11 protein-coding genes, 1 riboswitch and 1 other annotated feature are annotated in these 18021 nt (G+C 28.5%); of the genes, 5 read left to right on the top strand and 6 right to left on the bottom strand.

The window, feature by feature from the left end; all coding sequences use genetic code 11:
- Positions 1-266 precede the first annotated feature (266 nt).
- Both KQI89_RS09365 and KQI89_RS09360 read right to left on the bottom strand, forming a co-directional pair.
- Complete coding sequence (locus KQI89_RS09365) at positions 267-1685, bottom strand: MATE family efflux transporter (RefSeq protein WP_216456883.1); 1419 nt, start codon at positions 1683-1685, stop codon at positions 267-269.
- Between the two features lie 242 nt (positions 1686-1927).
- The gene (locus KQI89_RS09360; RefSeq protein ID WP_216456882.1) at positions 1928-4015 is read right to left on the bottom strand and encodes a helix-turn-helix domain-containing protein; all 2088 of its coding nucleotides are present in this window, start codon (positions 4013-4015) and stop codon (positions 1928-1930) included.
- 274 nt (positions 4016-4289) lie between these two features.
- Here KQI89_RS09360 and KQI89_RS09355 point away from each other — a divergent pair, with 274 nt between their 5' ends.
- Entirely contained in the window at positions 4290-5054 is a 765-nt protein-coding gene (locus KQI89_RS09355; protein ID WP_216456881.1) for a DeoR/GlpR family DNA-binding transcription regulator, read from the top strand.
- Between the two features lie 316 nt (positions 5055-5370).
- Here KQI89_RS09355 and aspS read toward each other — a convergent pair whose 3' ends face one another.
- The 4 genes from aspS to KQI89_RS09335 all read right to left on the bottom strand — a co-directional run bounded on the left by aspS (position 5371) and on the right by KQI89_RS09335 (position 11467).
- On the bottom strand, positions 5371-6660 hold the full coding sequence (aspS, locus tag KQI89_RS09350) for an aspartate--tRNA(Asn) ligase (RefSeq protein ID WP_216456880.1): 1290 nt from the start codon (positions 6658-6660) through the stop codon (positions 5371-5373).
- Between the two features lie 225 nt (positions 6661-6885).
- Positions 6886-7101 (bottom strand) — a binding site (T-box leader).
- Positions 7102-7140: 39 nt separating this feature from the next.
- Complete coding sequence (gene mgtA, locus KQI89_RS09345) at positions 7141-9699, bottom strand: magnesium-translocating P-type ATPase (RefSeq protein WP_216456879.1); 2559 nt, start codon at positions 9697-9699, stop codon at positions 7141-7143.
- 203 nt (positions 9700-9902) lie between these two features.
- Positions 9903-10077, bottom strand: a riboswitch (M-box (ykoK) riboswitch).
- Positions 10078-10321: 244 nt separating this feature from the next.
- Positions 10322-10582: a cysteine-rich small domain-containing protein gene (locus KQI89_RS09340; RefSeq protein WP_216456878.1), complete on the bottom strand. Its 261-nt coding sequence runs from the start codon at positions 10580-10582 to the stop codon at positions 10322-10324.
- A 174-nt stretch (positions 10583-10756) separates the two neighbouring features.
- Positions 10757-11467, bottom strand: coding sequence for a DUF421 domain-containing protein (locus KQI89_RS09335; RefSeq protein WP_216456877.1), 711 nt, complete (start codon positions 11465-11467; stop codon positions 10757-10759).
- Positions 11468-11601: 134 nt separating this feature from the next.
- On the opposite strand from KQI89_RS09335, the gene KQI89_RS09330 reads away from it, so the two are divergent.
- The 4 genes from KQI89_RS09330 (at position 11602) to KQI89_RS09315 (ending at position 17845) form a co-directional block, all read left to right on the top strand.
- On the top strand, positions 11602-12492 hold the full coding sequence (locus KQI89_RS09330; RefSeq protein ID WP_216456876.1) for an MBL fold metallo-hydrolase: 891 nt from the start codon (positions 11602-11604) through the stop codon (positions 12490-12492).
- A gap of 481 nt (positions 12493-12973) precedes the next feature.
- Complete coding sequence (locus KQI89_RS09325; protein ID WP_216456875.1) at positions 12974-14221, top strand: sensor histidine kinase; 1248 nt, start codon at positions 12974-12976, stop codon at positions 14219-14221.
- A gap of 301 nt (positions 14222-14522) precedes the next feature.
- Positions 14523-15206 (top strand): ABC transporter ATP-binding protein, encoded by a 684-nt coding sequence (locus KQI89_RS09320; protein ID WP_216456874.1) that lies wholly within the window; start codon positions 14523-14525, stop codon positions 15204-15206.
- The gene (locus KQI89_RS09315) at positions 15203-17845 is read left to right on the top strand and encodes an ABC transporter permease (RefSeq protein WP_216456873.1); all 2643 of its coding nucleotides are present in this window, start codon (positions 15203-15205) and stop codon (positions 17843-17845) included. The genes KQI89_RS09320 and KQI89_RS09315 overlap by 4 nt, the downstream gene beginning before the upstream one ends.
- Positions 17846-18021: the final 176 nt, after the last annotated feature.

The raw sequence follows: 18021 nt of genomic DNA, 5'->3' as shown, positions 1-18021 counted from the left end.
TATTTGTACTTTTAAATTCACAATAATTATATAATAAAGTACAAGTCATTAATAAATAAAAGGGCTTGTACAATATAAACGCTCATAGAAGTAATTATAGTATTTCTATTTTCAAGGACTGTCCCTAACTATAACTTTTATGAACTGTCCCCATATTTTATAAATAAAAAAGCTTGCACAAGCTAAACACTCATACAAGCTAATTATAGTATTTCTATTTTCAAGGACTGTCCCTAACTATAATTTTTATGAACTGTCCCCATATTTTAATAGCTCCTTTGAGCCGCTCCAATTGATCTTTCTTTTCGTAAAGCTTCCTTTTGGTCCATGTCCATTTCGTCCATAGCCGACAGTCCACTTTTTAAGTAATAGATTCCTGTAAGTGCAGAAATTATATCTGCCACAGGATAGGAAATCCAAGTTCCCATAACTCCAAAGAATCTTATCAAAATAAATAACACAGGTATAAATATCAAGAGTTGTCTATATATAGACAAGATTAATGATAATCTGGCTTCTTCAATTGCCTGATAATAGTAAATTGCTACAAAATATACTCCAACACAAGGGAATACTGATATAACAATTCTAAAAGCCTTAACAGCCTCCACCAAAATATCCGTTTCCTTAACAAAGCTTCCGATTACACCTCTTGCAAATATAAGCAAGAAAGCCCATAAAACCATAGAAGTCATCATTACTGCAATGGTAGACTTTTTAACCACTTCTTTAACTCTTTTATAATTTTCTGCTCCATAGTTATAAGCAACTATAGGTTGCATAGCAGAAGTAATTCCAAGCATAGCTATATACATAAACATGGACACCCTAGAAATAACACCAACTATAATTATGGCAATATCTCCATGAGCACTCAATACATTATTTAATATAACTGCCACAATAGCATCAGATATTTCTATTATAAAAGTAGAAAATCCTATGGCTATTATTGATTTGGTTATGTCACCTTTTAGATTGAAACTTAAAGAAATATTAAAACTCTTTTTTATCTTTAAGAAATGATAATATGCATAAGCAGCTGAAACGATTTGTGATATTACAGTGGCAATTGCAGCCCCTTTAACTCCAAAAGATAAGACAATAACTAAAAAGTAGTCTATTATTACATTACATATAGCTCCTATTGAGGTAGCTATTAAATTGGCTTTTGCATTTCCTAAAGCAGTTAAGATATAACCTATTATTGCTGTAAAACATTGGAATACTCCACCTAATATTACAATGCTAATATATTCATTTGCATAAGGAAAAATATTATCCGTTGCACCTAAAAATCTAATTATACTATTTTTAAATACGAATATAATTACTATTATAGTAGATATGCTTATTAACATTAAAGTTAATGCATTAGCTATAATATGTTTTAATTTAGAATGATCCCCTTCTCCAAGACTTCGCGCCACTGCTGTAGATGCTCCTACTGCAATTAAAAGTCCAATGGATATTATAAGTCGTTGCACAGGAAAGGCTATAGTTAAAGCTCCTATGGCTGTCCCCCCTATAGCTTTACCAACAAACATAGTATCTACCATATTATAAAGCTCTGCAACTAATAAGGATATTATTGCTGGTATGGCAAACTTTACTAATACCTTACTTACGTTACCCGTGGCAAAATCTTCGCTACTCTTAGCAATAGATTTGCTATTTAGTGCCATACTAATCACTTCTCCCTTTCGTTTTAATTTTATTATTTTAGGTATTTCTCACAACCTTTCATAATTTACGCTTTATATTGCAATACAAAGTTTATAACAAAATTATTTTCATCGTTGAAACACTTATACTATAATTGTATTAGAAAAAAGCATTTAAGTACACTCACTTAAATGCTTAGAATAAAGTACTATTTTGCTTTGTCCCAAAAGGACATTTATAGCTGAATAAGCAAAAAAGAACCTTAATAATCGTATTTTTGTACTCTTTTAAGCTCAAATAGGATAGCTCCGTACCCTTTTACCTTAGTTACTATGTTAAATACAGAACTTTTTTTGGCAAAACTGAAAGATATGCTAGGAAAAGATGCTTTTCTTAAAAGCTCTAATTCTTCATCATTAATCCTGCTGGGTCTTCCAAAATTTATCCAATAATTATAAATAGAGCCTGTTGTTTCATTTATCTCATATTTAGTTACAGTATAATCATCTATCAAATTTATTATATTAAGAGAAAAGTTTCTTTCTGCTATATTTTTACTTCCTCTTCTTTTTAAAATGTCATGAAATGATATTATTTTATCTATATCCTCATTGTAAGTATAAAGTAATATCTGAATATCATCTCCAGATTTAGTTACAATATAGCCTTCCCCTTTTTCAATCATCACATTTCCAAGTTTAGATAAAAGGTAATAAGCATAATAAGAAGGCTTTCTGATGCCATTTTGTGTTATTATCCCGTTATCTCCCATGAATAATTCATTGTTTAAATCTTCACTAAAATCTGTTTGGTCAAATGCTTTAAAATAAAACCCATTACCCTTTGTAGTATTTTCAATTATATAAGGTATCATGTAGGAAGTATCATATATGGCATCTCTGTTAGTAACATCAATTTTTACATTAACCAATTCAAAATGATATTCTAACAATTCCTTTAATTCCCGAATATATTCTAATTGATCCAATCCTTCTAATTCTTCAATATTAGAAAGCTGAATTCTCCACTTTCCTATCTCATAATCTCCATAAAGCTCTCTAAAAAACTTTATAAAACTCTTTAATGCATCAAATCCTTCAGAAGAAAACATAGATTTTTCTAATATTATAAAAGGTCTTAAATTAATAGATAATAAAAAGGCTATAACTCTTCGTACCTCTTGCCAATTATAAAACTCACTATGACCAATGGCCACACCCATTTCTTCCGAAAATACCTTGTCTATTAAGGCATACTTAAACTCCATATCATTTTGTATAGCAGTAATAAAAGTTCTTTGCTTTTCTTTTAATAAGTCTCTAGCATCTCCTAAATTTATAAAGTCATTAAACTCTTCTTCAAATTCCTCTCCTTCTGCTGAAGCATCTATGTTTATTTTAAATATCCTATCCTCATAATTAAATCTATCATAATCCTCAAGATATAATAAAATGTATTCTAAAGCTTCTTTAACATCTAATTCTTGAGTTTTTTTCATCTTTTCTAAAGTATCATCATCTACCTTGTATTTTTTTCTATACTGCAAGGGTGTACACATGTAGTGCTTCTTAAAATGTTTGTTAAAATATCTTATATGAGAAAAACCTAGTTCCTCTGAAATCTCAGATACAGTTTTATCGGAATCTAAAAGTAACTTTACTGATTCCTCAACTCTGGTTAAATTTAAAAAATCTTTAAATCCATAACCTACAGTATTTTTAATTTCATGAGAAAGATAATATGAACTTAAGTACTCTTTTTTAGCTATATCCTGAAGACTTATCTTATCTTTATAATTATTATAAATGTATCTAACTATTCTATCGTATCTTTCAAACTGTTCCTCATTTTCCTTTAAATCTTCCTTTTCATATATAAGCTGATGAAAATCATTTATTAAATGGTACAAAAGTTCAACCAAAGTATCTTCTATATAGTCTTCATACTTATCTCCTTTTTGGATTAGTTCACATAAGATTATAGATAAATACCTTCTTAAAATATGGTATTTTTCTTCTTCCTGTGCCCCTTCCTCTGAGGAATTAGTATAGAAGAACACACTCCGTATGTCATTAAAGTATTTTTCAAAGAAGTTAGGGTCTATTTGAAACATCAATACTTTATTTTCCCCATCTATATTTTCATAACTATGAGCCTCATCACAATTTATTATCTCAAGTTCTCCAGATTCAACCTCATAAATTTCTGTTTCTATGGTAACCTTTATCTTTCCTTCTAATACATAAAGTATTTCTATAGAATCATGCCAATGCAATGGATATCCTTCTATATTTAATAATGAAACATTTATAGGTACTTCCTGTAAATAATTTATATATTCTTTTCTCATTTTATCCTCCTAAAATTCACCTTGTAAAAATCTATATAAACAATATATTTTGTAGAAACATTCACTACTATATGCTTTATTATACTATAAAAATAACTTTTATATGAAAATGTAATACTCTATTAACATTTAGTGTATCTTTGGAAAGTGCATCTTTTTAAAATATATCCTTTATAAAGCATCCCTAATTCTTTTATTTATTTTTATTATTTAATATTGTTTGCTATTATTTCTTGTTATATAATTTAATTAAATGAATCAAAAGGGTGATAATATGTTTGCAAAGGAAAGACATGAAGCTATTATAAATATTTTAAAAAAAGATGGTAAGGTAATTGTTAAAAAACTAAGTGAAGAATTTTCAGTTTCGGAAGACTGCATAAGAAAAGATCTAAAAACTTTAGAAAGTCAAGGTATTGTTGAAAGAATCTATGGTGGCGGTATACTTGCTAGAAAGTCAGCTAATATTCCTGGAGTAAAGCTAAGAAAGTATTATAATATAGAAACAAAAATTCTTATTGCTAAAAAAGCATTTGAACTAATTAATGATGGAGATGTGATTTTTCTTGATATTTCTACTACCAATGTGCTTTTGGCTGAATTTCTAAACGAAAGCCCTAAAAAAATTACTGTAATAACAAATATGCTTGATGTATTACCTATACTGAACAATTCCGAGAATAATATAAAGGTTATTTGCACTGGTGGCATTTTAGATAAAGAAATCAGTGGTTTCGTTGATCCTATGTCCATTGAAAACATAGGAAACTACAATATTGATAAAGCCTTTATAGGTAGTTGTGGCGTGAATGTTTTTGACAAAAGTATAACCACTTTATCCATTGAGGATAACTTTGCAAAAAAAGCTATAATAAAGTCTAGTAAAAAAATATTTTTAGTTATGGAAAATTCTAAGTTTTATTACGATGGCAAATTTAAATTTGCAGATTTGTATGACATCCACTCAATAATAACAGAATCTTCCCCTAATGAAGATATTTCTAATTTTTTAAAGGAGTTAAATTTAGAAATAATTTAAAAGAGAGTTTTTCCATTACTAGGTATTAATTGTTCTAAGATTTTTTCTATTACATAATTACATATAAATTAACTAAAATCTAATTTACCATATACTTAATCTTCAATATTGAGATATACTAGCCACTTAAACTTCAAATAGTGGCTAGTATTTTTTAATAAGATATCTATTTAAATAACTAGTGCTACTTTTGTATTTTGTGTAATATACTAGAAGCCACCAAAGATTAATTCTCCACTATTGAATCAGTGAAGCTACCCTTTAACTGAAACTAGAAATTTAACCTAAAGGTTACTTTCGCTTGGTTTTACAATATCTAGGGCAATAACCTTTGTCTATCTCTAGGAAAAGCTGAAGCTTCTCTTACATTTTTTAGTCCTAGTATCTGACAGGTTAATCTTTCTAATCCTATGGCTAGGCCTCCATGAGGCGGGACTCCGTATTTAAATATTTCAGTATAAGACCCAAAATTTGAAGGATCTAATCCTTTGTTTATAAAGTTATTTACTAACATGTCATAGTCATGGATTCTTTGCCCTCCTGTAGTTATTTCCATGCCTCTAAAAATAAGGTCAAAGGAATGTGTTAAGTTTTCTCCTTTAGGCATGGCATACATAGGTCTTTTACTTTTAGGATAATCTGTTATAAATATAAACTCTGAATCTAGATAGGTTTTAGCATATTCGTAAATCAATTCCTCACATTGAGGGTCTAAATCCTCCTCTGAGTTTATCTTATTATAATGTTTTTTTAATATCTGTTTAGCCTCTTTAAATGTTATATAAGGTATCGTTTCAGGAACTTTAGGTATATGAAATTCAAATTTTTCTTCTTCCTCTGACATTTCTAATCTTAGTTTTTCCATTAAATATATAAGCAGTTGATTTTCTATTCTCATTATATCTTTCTCATCCTCAATAAATCCCATCTCTAAGTCCATGCTTACATATTCATTTAGATGTCTTCTTGTATCATGTTCCTCTGCTCTATATACATGAGCTATTTCAAACACCTTTTCATAACCTGCTGCCACCATCATCTGTTTATAAAATTGTGGACTTTGAGCAAGGTAGGCAGTATTTTCAAAGTACTTTAAATTAAATAAATTCGTTCCTCCCTCTGCTCCATCCTTAACTATTTTAGGTGTGAAAATCTCCGTAAAACCATCCCTTATTAAAAACTCTCTAAAACCTTGGGCTAATATAGCTTTAACCTTCAATATAAAATTTATATTCTCTTTTCTAAGACTTAATACTCTGTTATCTAACATAGTTTCTAACTTTATGTCTAAACCATTGTTTACTTCTATAGGTAACTCATCCTTAACTTTTGATAAAATATTTATATTTTCAACTACAACTTCTATATTACTGATCTTATTCTGGCTACTTACTACTTTTCCTACAATTTCTATTACGGACTCATTTTTCAATTCCACATTATTAATACTTTCATTATCAATTACACATTGTACTACACCTGACCTATCCCTAACTAATATAAAAGTTACCTTTTTAAGAATTCTAATTCTATGAACCCAACCTTTTATAAGGACTTTTTCATTTATAAACTCTTCTTTTAACTCACTTATCAATATTCTTTTCATAATATTTTCCTACCTCCTATATTCATAGTAATTGACTTATTAAATATATTTTCTACAAATTATTTCCCAGGAAAACAAAATCCCTTGAGAAATCTCAAGGGACGAAAAACTTCGTGGTACCACCCTAGTTAACTTTAATATAAATAAAAATGTTTCTCTAGAATAAACCTTTTTGTTAAAAATGATGGCTTTTATTTAAAGATTCACTAAAAAAAGCCCACTCCAATTAGGAGTGAGCTTTGCCCACGGTACCATCCTCTTTAACTATACATTAAAGTTCACTTTAAATCCTATAACGGTGAAATCCGATTTGCCCTACTTTAATTTCAGACAAACATCTCTGAGATGTCTTTCAATATTAAATTTCCTATCGGGTTTCCACCATTCCCGACTCTCTTTAAGTACTCAATAAATATTTACTCTTCTCTTCATAGATTTGTACTATATTATATCCACAACTTTTTAAATTGTCAATATATTTTATTCTACTTCATATTTCTTTATATACCAATTTTTAACCAATTGCGTTAACAATATATAAAAAATTATAGTAAGCAATAATATAGGATAATAAGATAGAGGTAATTTAGTGAATCCAAAAGCAGATCCTAAAGGTGAATTAATTAATATTATTCCAGCAGCCATTATTATTAAGGAAGTTATAGTAAGAGGCTTACTTGCTCTACTTTGAATAAATGGCAACTTATTTGTTCTTATAACATGAATTATTACTGTTTGTGTTATAAGTGATTCTAAGAACCATCCAGTTTGGAATAAAGCTGGATTATTAAAAGCCTTAAATACATAAAGCATTATAAAATAAGTGGCATAATCGAATATGGAACTTATAGGGCCTATATGGAATATATATCTTTTTATCTCGTCTATTTCCCATTTTCTTGGCTTTGCTACCCACTCTTCATCCACTTTATCAGTAGGTATAGCTGTTTGTGATATATCATATAATAAATTATTTGTTAAAATTTGAATTGGAAGCATTGGCAAGAAAGGAACAAATATGCTTGCACCTATAACGCTGAACATATTTCCGAAGTTAGAGCTTGCTGTCATCTTTATATATTTAATTATATTACCAAATATTCTTCTTCCCTCTAACATTCCCTCCTCCAATACTAATAGATTGTTCTCTAAAAGTATTATATCTGAGGATTCTTTTGCTATATCTACAGCTGTATTTACAGAAATACCCACATCCCCTGCTTTAAGAGCTGGAGCATCATTTATACCATCACCCATAAACCCAACTACATGTTTTTTCTTTTGTAGAGCTTTTATTATCCTCTCTTTATGCATAGGTGAAAGCTTTGCAAATATAGTAGTAACTTCTGCTGCTTCTTGAAGTTCCTCTTCAGTCATATTGTCAATATCACTACCAAGTAATATTGAATCTATTGGAAGATCCACCTCTTTACATATTTTCTTAGTTACAATTTCATTATCGCCTGTTAGAACTTTTACATCTACCTTATATTCATGAAACTTAGCTATAGCTTCTTTTGAAGTCTCCTTTGGTGGATCTAAAAAAGCCATAAATCCAAGTAGTGTTAACCCACTTTCATCTTTAATAGAGTATTCTTTCTTATTAGCATTTTCTAATTTATAAGCAATGGCTATAACTCTAAAGCCTTCTTCATTTAATTCTCTTACTATGCCTTCTATCTCTTCTGTCATTTTCCCTTCAAAAGCCTCTGTACCTTCCTTTGTCTCATATCTATTGCATAGACTTAAAATCTCTTCTACTGCCCCTTTACATATTAAAACATCTTCCATCCTTTTATTTCTTACTACTACAGACATTCTTTTTCTCATAAAATCAAAAGGTATTTCATCTATTTTTTCGTATTTATCTTTAATGTCAAAATCTTCTCCATCTATAGCATGTTCTAATATAGCTTCATCCATCATATTTTTTAATCCTGTTTGGTAGAAACTATTTATATATCCATACTTTAAAACTCTATTACTGTCCTTCCCATATATATTTAAATATTTTTCCAATATTACTCGCCCACAGGTTATGGTTCCTGTTTTATCTGTGCATAATATGTCCATAGCTCCAAAGTTTTGAAGCGCATTTAACCTTCTTACTATTACCTTCTTCTTGGACATAGCTATAGCGCCCTTAGATAAATTAACTGTAACTATCATAGGTAGCATCTCTGGTGTTAATCCTACAGCAATTGCTATTGCAAATAAAAATGAATCAAACCAATCTCCCTTTACTAAAGCATTTATTAAAAATACCACCGGAGCAATAATAAATATAAGCTTTATCATAAGCCATGTAAATCTATTTACTCCCTTATCAAAACTTGTAACTTCTCTTTGTTCTCCTAATTTACTTGTCAACTTACCAAAATAAGTGTCATTTCCTGTGGTTAATACTATTGCTATAGCTGTACCACTTTCTACATTAGTACCCATAAAACATAAATTAGTATTTTCGAAATCACTATCATATTTTTTATCACTTATAATCTTTTCAACAGGCAAAGATTCACCTGTAAGTGCAGATTGATTTACAAACAAATCCTTCGAGCTTAAAAGTTGTACATCTGCTGGAATCATATCTCCCGAAGAAAGATGTATTATATCTCCTGGAACTATCATTTTTAATGGAATTTCCTCTGCCTTACCATCTCTTATTACTGTGGCTGTAGTTCTTACCATAGATTTTAATTGTTCTGCTGAATTATCAGCTCTAAGTTCTTGAAAAAACTTTAAAACCACTCCTAACACTACCATTACACACATTACCATAGCAGCTTTATTGTCCCCGCTTAAGTATGAAATAAAAGCAAGTACCATTAGCAATATTACAAGAGGGTTCTTTATATTATCATATATTCTTTTTATTATAGTAGGTTTTTTTTCACATTCTAATTCATTAAATCCGTGTTTTTCTAATCTTTCTTCTGCCTCTTTTTCTGTTAATCCTTCTAGTGAAGTATTAAACTTTTTCAATAAAATAGCTGTATACTCTTTCTCAAAATTACTTAATAAATTTTTTAATTCCATAGTAATACCTCCTTTTTTATTAGGTATAACTATCCTCTCTCAGGTGAATATCCAAAAGAGAATCTATACCTTTATATTCTCTTATATGACTCTGTTTACCTACAATGCCGGCGTCTTCCATGGATATTCACCTCCCAATTATAATAAAAAAAATCTCTTCATCAAAACGAATGAAGAGATTTTTGGCATCACAAAAAACTTTTATAAACCTTCATTCGTTGAGCTTTAGCACTAAATAGCTTTGACATAGTTTTAAAAACTGTCAGCTACATTAAGTAGAGCCTTAAATCGACAATACCTGCTAACCCGTTGGCGTCTCTCGACATTTCTGGGCAGTAGCATATATCTATATAGTAACCTCACCTAACGATCTATATTATATTTTATATCTTATATCTCACAATACTAATACTCCCATAAGAGTTAGAACTGCTACAAGCTTTTATAAGTTCTTCTAATCTTCAATTGTGGTAAAATATTTCTTTAAGCAAACCACATATGAGGTTAAGAATCACTCTGTATTAATTAATTGTATAAAAAATTTTTATATAACCACGATACTACTTAGTATCACATTTTCATAATATGCTTATAAAAATTAAAAGTCAATATATAAATCTTATTATTTTTCAGCTTCTCTTTTTTTCTTATTTACCTCAATTATTTTTCCTACTATATAGTCATATCCTTTAGGTGAATGAGGTATTAAGCAGTTTGAGCAATCCTTTATTCCATTTATATAATTCTTATTTCCTCCACATTCCTCTAAAAAATAAAGTGGGCAATAACAAAATAAGCAATTAAACTCTTCTTTATTTTTAACCTTGTGGCATGGAAAGTATTCACACTTATGATTACTAAAAAATTTATAATTATTTTCCATAAAACTCCACTCCCCCATTTTAATTGATTTTTAACTTGAACCATAATTAATACGTCTTCTATCTCCCTAAATATAACTTAACATAAATGAAATTGTCAACTTTTTAGCTACTATTTAATTGCCTATTTTAAATTACACTTACATATAATTAGTCCTAGTTTTAATTAACTTTTATTATTTTTTTCTTATCTTATTTGATTTTTTAAAATTATTTCTTTCTATTATTTCTAACCTTCCATCACAGGTATATCCTGCATATATAACCTCCTTTATATCCTGTATACCTTTATTCTTTAGCTGATTAAAAATCCATTTTTCATCTTTATTTATAATATTTAAATGAGATTTCAATATAACCCCATCTAGTATAACCTCTATGGTAAGCCCCTTATATTCACCCTTTATATTTAAATCCTTAAGTGTTACCTCCCTATTACAAGGCTTTTTAAGTATACTAAGCTCACCATGGGCTTCTAGTAAGGCAAACTCTACCTCACTTAAATCAAATACTCCCTTTTCTCTTAATTGCATCAAAAGATCTCCAATATTGTATCTAACTTTTCTCATGTTTTTTTCATTTACAATTCCATTTTGTATTATTATCATGGGATCGCTCTCTATCAATTTTCTTATATGCATGTTTTTCAAATTTATGTACCCGGTAATTACAGGTAATAACCCCCATACAACTAAGGCAATTATAGTGTCATAAATGTCTATATTGCTCTCTACAATTCCTGATCCTGCTATAGACCCTATAGTTATGCCTACTATATAATCAAAAAATGTTATTTGAGAGAGTTGTTTTCTTCCCATAAGTCTTGCAAGTATAAGAAGCACTATAAAAGTTACTATGGATTTTATAAAAATATATAAATGATTCATTTTAATCACCTTTACATAAACTTTATTTTATTATCTAGTCTGTGTCTACTCTAAATTTTTATTCTCTTAAATTTATTCTAATAGATGATATAATCTAAATAGATGTGTTTAATAATACAAGGAGGACATGTAATATGGAACTTATAAAAATCAATGGAAACAGCTATTATATACCATCTGGTACTAATATTGGGGTATACACATTTAAAAATAAAAATTGCATTCTTATAGATACAGGTATAAATAATACCTCTGCTAAAAAAGTTCAAGAGGCCTTACTTAATAATAATTTGCATCCTAAATACATAATAAATACACACAGTCACTTAGATCATTGTGGTGGAAATAATTACTTTCTAAATAACTATCCTGGATGCTCAGTATATACCTCTTTAAAAGAAAAAATATTTATGGAAAATCCTGAACTTATGCCCTATGCCTTATTTTCTTCCTATGCTGCTAAAGAAATTAATAAATCCACTACTTCTATGAATGTGGATGTAATATTGGACTATGGCATAAATAAAATCAATGAAGAAAAGATAGAGATAATTTCACTGAAAGGACACTCAATGGAACATATAGGAATTATAACTCCAGATAGGGTATGTTATTTAGGCGACTCTATATTTAGTGAAGAAATCATGAAAAAATATCCTTTCCCCTATTTATACAATATAGAAGAATCATTAAACACCTTAGAATACATAAAAAATATAGATGCAGATTATTTTATGGTAAGCCACGCAAAATCCATTTATTCTAAAGAGGAGATAATATATCTTGCAAATATAAATATAAAAAATATAGAAACATATATAAACCAATGTTTAGAACTTTTAGAACAGCCCTTAACTAGGGAAGAGCTCTTAGAAAGCATAAGCTTATTAAATGAAATAAACTTAAATTTTAATGAATATTACCTAAACCTAGGTTCTCTCTCTGCCTTTATAGCTTATTTGTATAATAAACTTTTAATTCAGTACTCTACAGAGGATGGAAAATTATATTACTATAGAAAATAAATTATTAATAAGTTTAGTCCGTATTAAAATATTTTTTCTAAAATATCAAGTGATTCTTAGGTTCAGGTGGAGTTTTCTTATTAGTAGAACTTCTCTCCATCCGAGCCTTAGAAGTACTTATAAATACACCTAGCATTAATTATCCTCAGTATAAGAGCTAACTCCCTAAAGTTCAAAGCTTAATATCCTTCACTTAAGCAGGGAACCAAAATTTACACTCTTTGTGACTCCTTTACTCATTTGAAGTTATGAAGATGAGTTTCTTAAACAGATATCCTGAATCTATAGTTTCCTGATAGTCGGTTAAGTATCTCCCCAAGCCTATGGCTTGACGGTAGTCCTTTACTCATCTGAAGTTATGAAGATGGGTTTTCTTTAAAAAGTATGGGCGTTGGATGTCCATCAGATAAAAGGCTTCTAAAATTCACATATAAAGAAAGGTAGGTGAAAATACTGATTTTATGTTGAAAGTCAGTATATAATGGGAAACTTATTTAGAAATCCAGAAATTAAAAGTTTTACTTACAAATTTTTATTTTTATATATAACATTGATGATTTCCACCTTGTTAATATTTAATTTTCAGCTTAATCAATTAAACAAAGAATATATAAACCAAAATATAGCCTTAGCTGGAAAGATTCTTAGTGAAAATCCTGAGTTAGAAAAAGACATAATTCACATATTTACTAAAAGCCCAACTGTAGAAGAAATTTCTAAAGGAAAAGAAATATTAAATAAATATGGATATACTGATGAGCTTTCATTAAATAATACTAATACATTTAAAGAATTAATTCATTCGCTAAATATAAAGATACCAGCATATATATCTTTTATTCTTCTTATATTCTTCTTTTTAGTTGCTATAAATTACAAAAAAATTTATGATAAAATAAATCTTTTATCTGAGCAATCTGAAAAAATAATAAAAGGTAATTTCGACATAAGTTTATTCTCTAATGGTGAAGGTGATATGCAAATACTATCCCATAACTTTAATGAAATGGCTAAAATAATAAAGCACAATATTGAAAATTTAAATAAAGAAAAGATTTTTTTAAAAAATATTATTTCAGATATATCTCACCAACTAAAAACTCCCCTCTCCTCTTTAATGATGTTTAATGAAATACTATTAACAGAGGAACACTTAGATGAAAAAAAGCAACGAAGTTTTTTGCAACAAAGTAATAAACAACTTATAAGAATGGAGTGGCTTATAATAAATCTTCTTAAACTTATGAGATTAGAATCTGGATCAATAGAATTTGAAATGAAGAAAAATAACTTAAAAGAAACATTGCAAATAGCCCTATCCTCTTTAAAGTTAAATTCTAAAAATAAGAATCAAAACCTTATAGTAAATGTTGCAGAAATAAATTTTAATCATGATATAAACTGGACAGCTGAGGCCTTAAGTAACATAATAAAAAACTCTATAGAACATACTCCTGAAAACGGAACTATAGAAATAAGCACTGAAGAAACTCCTGTATATGTTCAAATAAATATAAAAGATAGTGGTAATGGTATAAAGGAAAAAGATATAAATAGGATTTTTGAAAGGTTTTACAAAGGAAGAAATTCTGTAAATCCTACTAGCATAGGTATAGGACTTTCACTTAGTAAAATCATAATAGAATCTCAAAACGGTAATATATATGTAACCAGTAAGGAAAATCAGGGAACAGAATTTAATATTATATTCTTAAAGCATGTCATATAGGGGACAGTTCGTAACTACAATCTTACAGAATTGTAAGCTTGTCTTTCACCTTGTAGTAAGTTTAGTGTTATACATTATAATTATAAAGAAATTAAGGTCAAATAAAACCATGCAAAACCTAAAATTCATTTTCACTGATGTATACTCCTATAAATTCAAAATTTATTAATATTTAGATTTTATTGACCTTGATTTAAGTAACTTATATTCAAATGTCATTTTATTTCATTACAACTTAATAATTTGGAAAATTAGAATATCAGTTGCAATCCTATAAAATATAAAATTGGAGGAAACTTATATGGAAATATTAAAAACTGTAGATTTATGTAAGAGCTACGGAAAAGGTGATACTAAGGTAGATGCGCTAAAAAACATAAATTTAAGCATAAAACAAGGTGAATTTATTGCAATAACAGGAGCCTCTGGTTCTGGTAAAAGCACCCTATTACATCTCTTAGGGGGTGTTGATAACCCATCTTCTGGTAAAGTTATAATAGATGACGTAGATATTTATTCTTTAAAGGAAAAAGAACTCTCTATATTTAGAAGAAGAAAAATTGGTTTTATATTTCAATTTTATAATTTAATTCCTGTATTAACTGCTGAAGAGAATATACTAATGCCTTTGCTCTTGGATAACAAAAAAGAGGATAAAGAATATATAGACGAAATTTTTACTATCTTAGATTTAAAAAATAGAAAAGATCATTTGCCTTCGGAGCTTTCTGGTGGTCAACAGCAAAGAGTTTCCATAGGTAGGGCGTTAGCTTATAAACCCTCAATAGTGCTAGCTGATGAGCCTACTGGAAATTTAGATAGTAAAAACAGTAAGGAGATAGTCGAACTATTAAAGTTTTCTGTAAAGAAATATAATCAGACTCTTATTTTAATAACTCATGATATAAATATAGCTAGACAAGCAGATCGAATAATAAATATAGAAGATGGTAACATAACCAAGGATGAGGTGGTGAAGTCATGAAAACATATAAATCCATCACCACTAAATATATGAAAGTGCAAAAAAAGAGAACCCTTCTCACTATACTAGGAATAATAATGTCTATTGCACTAATTTCCGGTACTGGAACTATTTTTTATAGTTATAGAGATGCTAGAATTCAAGATGTCAAGCAGGATAAGGGAGATTATGAAGTACGTTTTAAAAATATTTCTAAAAATCAAATAGATACCTTGAAAAATCATACTGAATTTAAGGATATATCCATAGTTCAATATATAGGTTTTGGAAAAATACACGATACTCCCAAGGAGGAAATGAAGGAATCTACTCCTAAATTTAAGTATACCTATTTAAAGGCTTATGATGATAAATCTTTAAAAGATACTTTTACAATTAATCTTTTAGAGGGCAGACTGCCCGAAAACTCAAATGAAATAATCATAGAAAAAGGAGCCCTTAGATACTTAGACCCCAATCTAAAGCTAGGAGATAAGATAAACTTTCCCTTCGGCATACGAAAAGATTCAAAAGATAATGAGGAAGTTTTACCTGCCAATGGTTTTTCGGATACAGAAATTTTTGAAGAAAAATATGAAAAGGAATATACCCTAGTTGGAATAATAAAACCAAAGTTTTTTTCTACAAGCCATTTTATGTACGATTCTATAACATTATTAGACAATTTAAAGGATAATGAAAATAATTATTCATCCTATATGAAAATAATAAGTGATAAAAATAAAAGAGGTATAGCAACAAGTGTAGCTTCAAGCTTTGGCATAAGTTTCAAAGAAGATAATAAAGACTTAAATCCTTCTATAGATTTTAATGATCCCCTATTAAATTTATATGGACAAAATGCTAATGCTTTAAAAAATGATAGTTTATTTAAAGTAATAACCTTTATTATTGTTTTAATAATAGTATGCACTGTGGCATTAATATATAACTCTTTTAATATTTCTGTATTAGAGAGAATATCTCAATTTGGTGTATTAAGGTCTATAGGAGCCACCCCTAGACAAATAAGAACCATTGTATTAAGAGAAGCTCTTATAATAAGTATTATATCTATTCCCATAGGCTTTTTATCAGGTGTACTAGCTATAAAAATAGTAATAACCCTCTTAGGTGGAGTTAACTTTTTATCTATAAAGAACTTTAATATATCACTTAAACCTGAAGTATTTTTATTAAGCTTAATATTAGGATTTTTAACAGTATTTCTTTCAGCACTATTCCCTGCTTTAATGGCTGGAAACATTACTCCTTTAGAAGCTGTAAGAAATAATAAAAATATAAAAAAAGAAAGATTTAAAAAATCTAAAAGTAACAATAGGTTAATAAAGTTACTATTTAATGTAGAAGGTGTTTTAGCTCATAAAAATATAAGAAGAAATAAAAAAAGATTTATAATAACTGTATTCTCTCTTGTAGTAAGTATCGTAATGTTTATTACATTTAATAGCTTGGCAAACTTAGCTAAAGCCTCTAATTCAAGGGAATCTTCCCCTTATTATGATTCCTTTTACCTTACAAACTCAAAGGATGGTTTCACTGATAATCAATATACAGAAATAAAGGACCTAAACGGCGTGGAGCAGGTATACAAAACTACCTTTACTAACACAAGAATTGCAGTTGAAAAAAATAGAATAGATCCATATTTTTTAGATAGGTATAATTTAGAAGATGTATATAAAGATTCTGTTTTTACTCACGGAACTATAAAAACCTATGATGAAAATGCTTTTAAATTATTAAAATCAAATTTAACACAAGGAAATTTAGATACAAATTCTCTAGATGATTTCGATATAATCATAGTAAATAAAAATAAAGTAAGAGTGGATAATAAATGGGTTGTAAAAGACTTCTATAACTATAAGGTAGGAGATGAATTAAAATTACCTAAGGTTGATTACACTGAATCAAGAATGGCAGAAGACTTTCTTAATTCAGTAAAAGACTCCATTGCTAAAGATAACACTTACTCCTTAAAAATAGTAGGAATATTAAATTCAGACCCCTTGGATAGTTATGATGATTCTTATGGACTAACTATAATAATGTCCAATAGAACTTATGAAAATGTAATAGGTAACTTAAAATTCAAAACAATGCTACTAAAATTATCAGATGATAAAAATACTAGAGAGAGCGTTAGAGACTTCTTCCAACAAAAATCCGTTAGAGAGGATGTAATGTTTGATGACTTTCAAAAACAAGTTGAAGAAGAAAATCAATCAACCTTCCAGCTTAAAGTCTTTGTATATGGTTTTATTACAGTAATTACATTAATAAGTGCAGTAAATATAATAAATACCATAAGTACTAACTTGCTTTTAAGAAAAAGAGAATTTGCTACCTTAAAAGCCATTGGAATGAGTCAAAGTCAAGTTATAAAACTAGTACTTTTAGAAGGTACCCTTCATGGCATATTAGCCTCCATCTTTGGTAGCATTATCGGAACTATACTAAGCTTTGTTCTTTTTAGCTTAAGTGGTGCTTTAATTGAAGTTTCTAAGGAAATACCTTGGAACTCAATTATTATAGCCTCTTTAGGTTCTATATTAATATCCCTTATAGCTTCCCTATTGCCACTTAAAAAGATAAAGAATGAAAATATAGTAGAAAATATAAGAATGGAAGAGTAAAAAATGTATAAAAAGCAGTTAGATTAATTCTATCTGCTTTTTACTTTTATGTAGTTAAAGTTGTATTTTCATGAACTGTCCCCTCTCTTAAATGTTATGAACTGTCCCTCTTAAAATATAATCTATTAAATAGATTATATACTTAATACAATATTAAAAATTTTTTTAAAAAACTA

The organism is Clostridium simiarum (genome assembly GCF_018919175.1).
In the GTDB taxonomy this organism is placed as follows: domain Bacteria; phylum Bacillota; class Clostridia; order Clostridiales; family Clostridiaceae; genus Clostridium_L; species Clostridium_L simiarum.
The sequence above is the reverse complement of the archived record's forward strand: the minus strand, read 5'-3'. Positions and strand labels throughout refer to the sequence as shown.

Coding starts and splice junctions, on each gene's coding strand:
- KQI89_RS09365 (WP_216456883.1), bottom strand. CDS start 1,685: ATGGCACTAAATAGCAAATCTATTGCTAAGAGTAGCGAAGATTTTGCC.
- KQI89_RS09360 (WP_216456882.1), bottom strand. CDS start 4,015: ATGAGAAAAGAATATATAAATTATTTACAGGAAGTACCTATAAATGTT.
- KQI89_RS09355 (WP_216456881.1), top strand. CDS start 4,290: ATGTTTGCAAAGGAAAGACATGAAGCTATTATAAATATTTTAAAAAAA.
- aspS (WP_216456880.1), bottom strand. CDS start 6,660: ATGAAAAGAATATTGATAAGTGAGTTAAAAGAAGAGTTTATAAATGAA.
- mgtA (WP_216456879.1), bottom strand. CDS start 9,699: ATGGAATTAAAAAATTTATTAAGTAATTTTGAGAAAGAGTATACAGCT.
- KQI89_RS09340 (WP_216456878.1), bottom strand. CDS start 10,582: ATGGAAAATAATTATAAATTTTTTAGTAATCATAAGTGTGAATACTTT.
- KQI89_RS09335 (WP_216456877.1), bottom strand. CDS start 11,467: ATGAATCATTTATATATTTTTATAAAATCCATAGTAACTTTTATAGTG.
- KQI89_RS09330 (WP_216456876.1), top strand. CDS start 11,602: ATGGAACTTATAAAAATCAATGGAAACAGCTATTATATACCATCTGGT.
- KQI89_RS09325 (WP_216456875.1), top strand. CDS start 12,974: ATGGGAAACTTATTTAGAAATCCAGAAATTAAAAGTTTTACTTACAAA.
- KQI89_RS09320 (WP_216456874.1), top strand. CDS start 14,523: ATGGAAATATTAAAAACTGTAGATTTATGTAAGAGCTACGGAAAAGGT.
- KQI89_RS09315 (WP_216456873.1), top strand. CDS start 15,203: ATGAAAACATATAAATCCATCACCACTAAATATATGAAAGTGCAAAAA.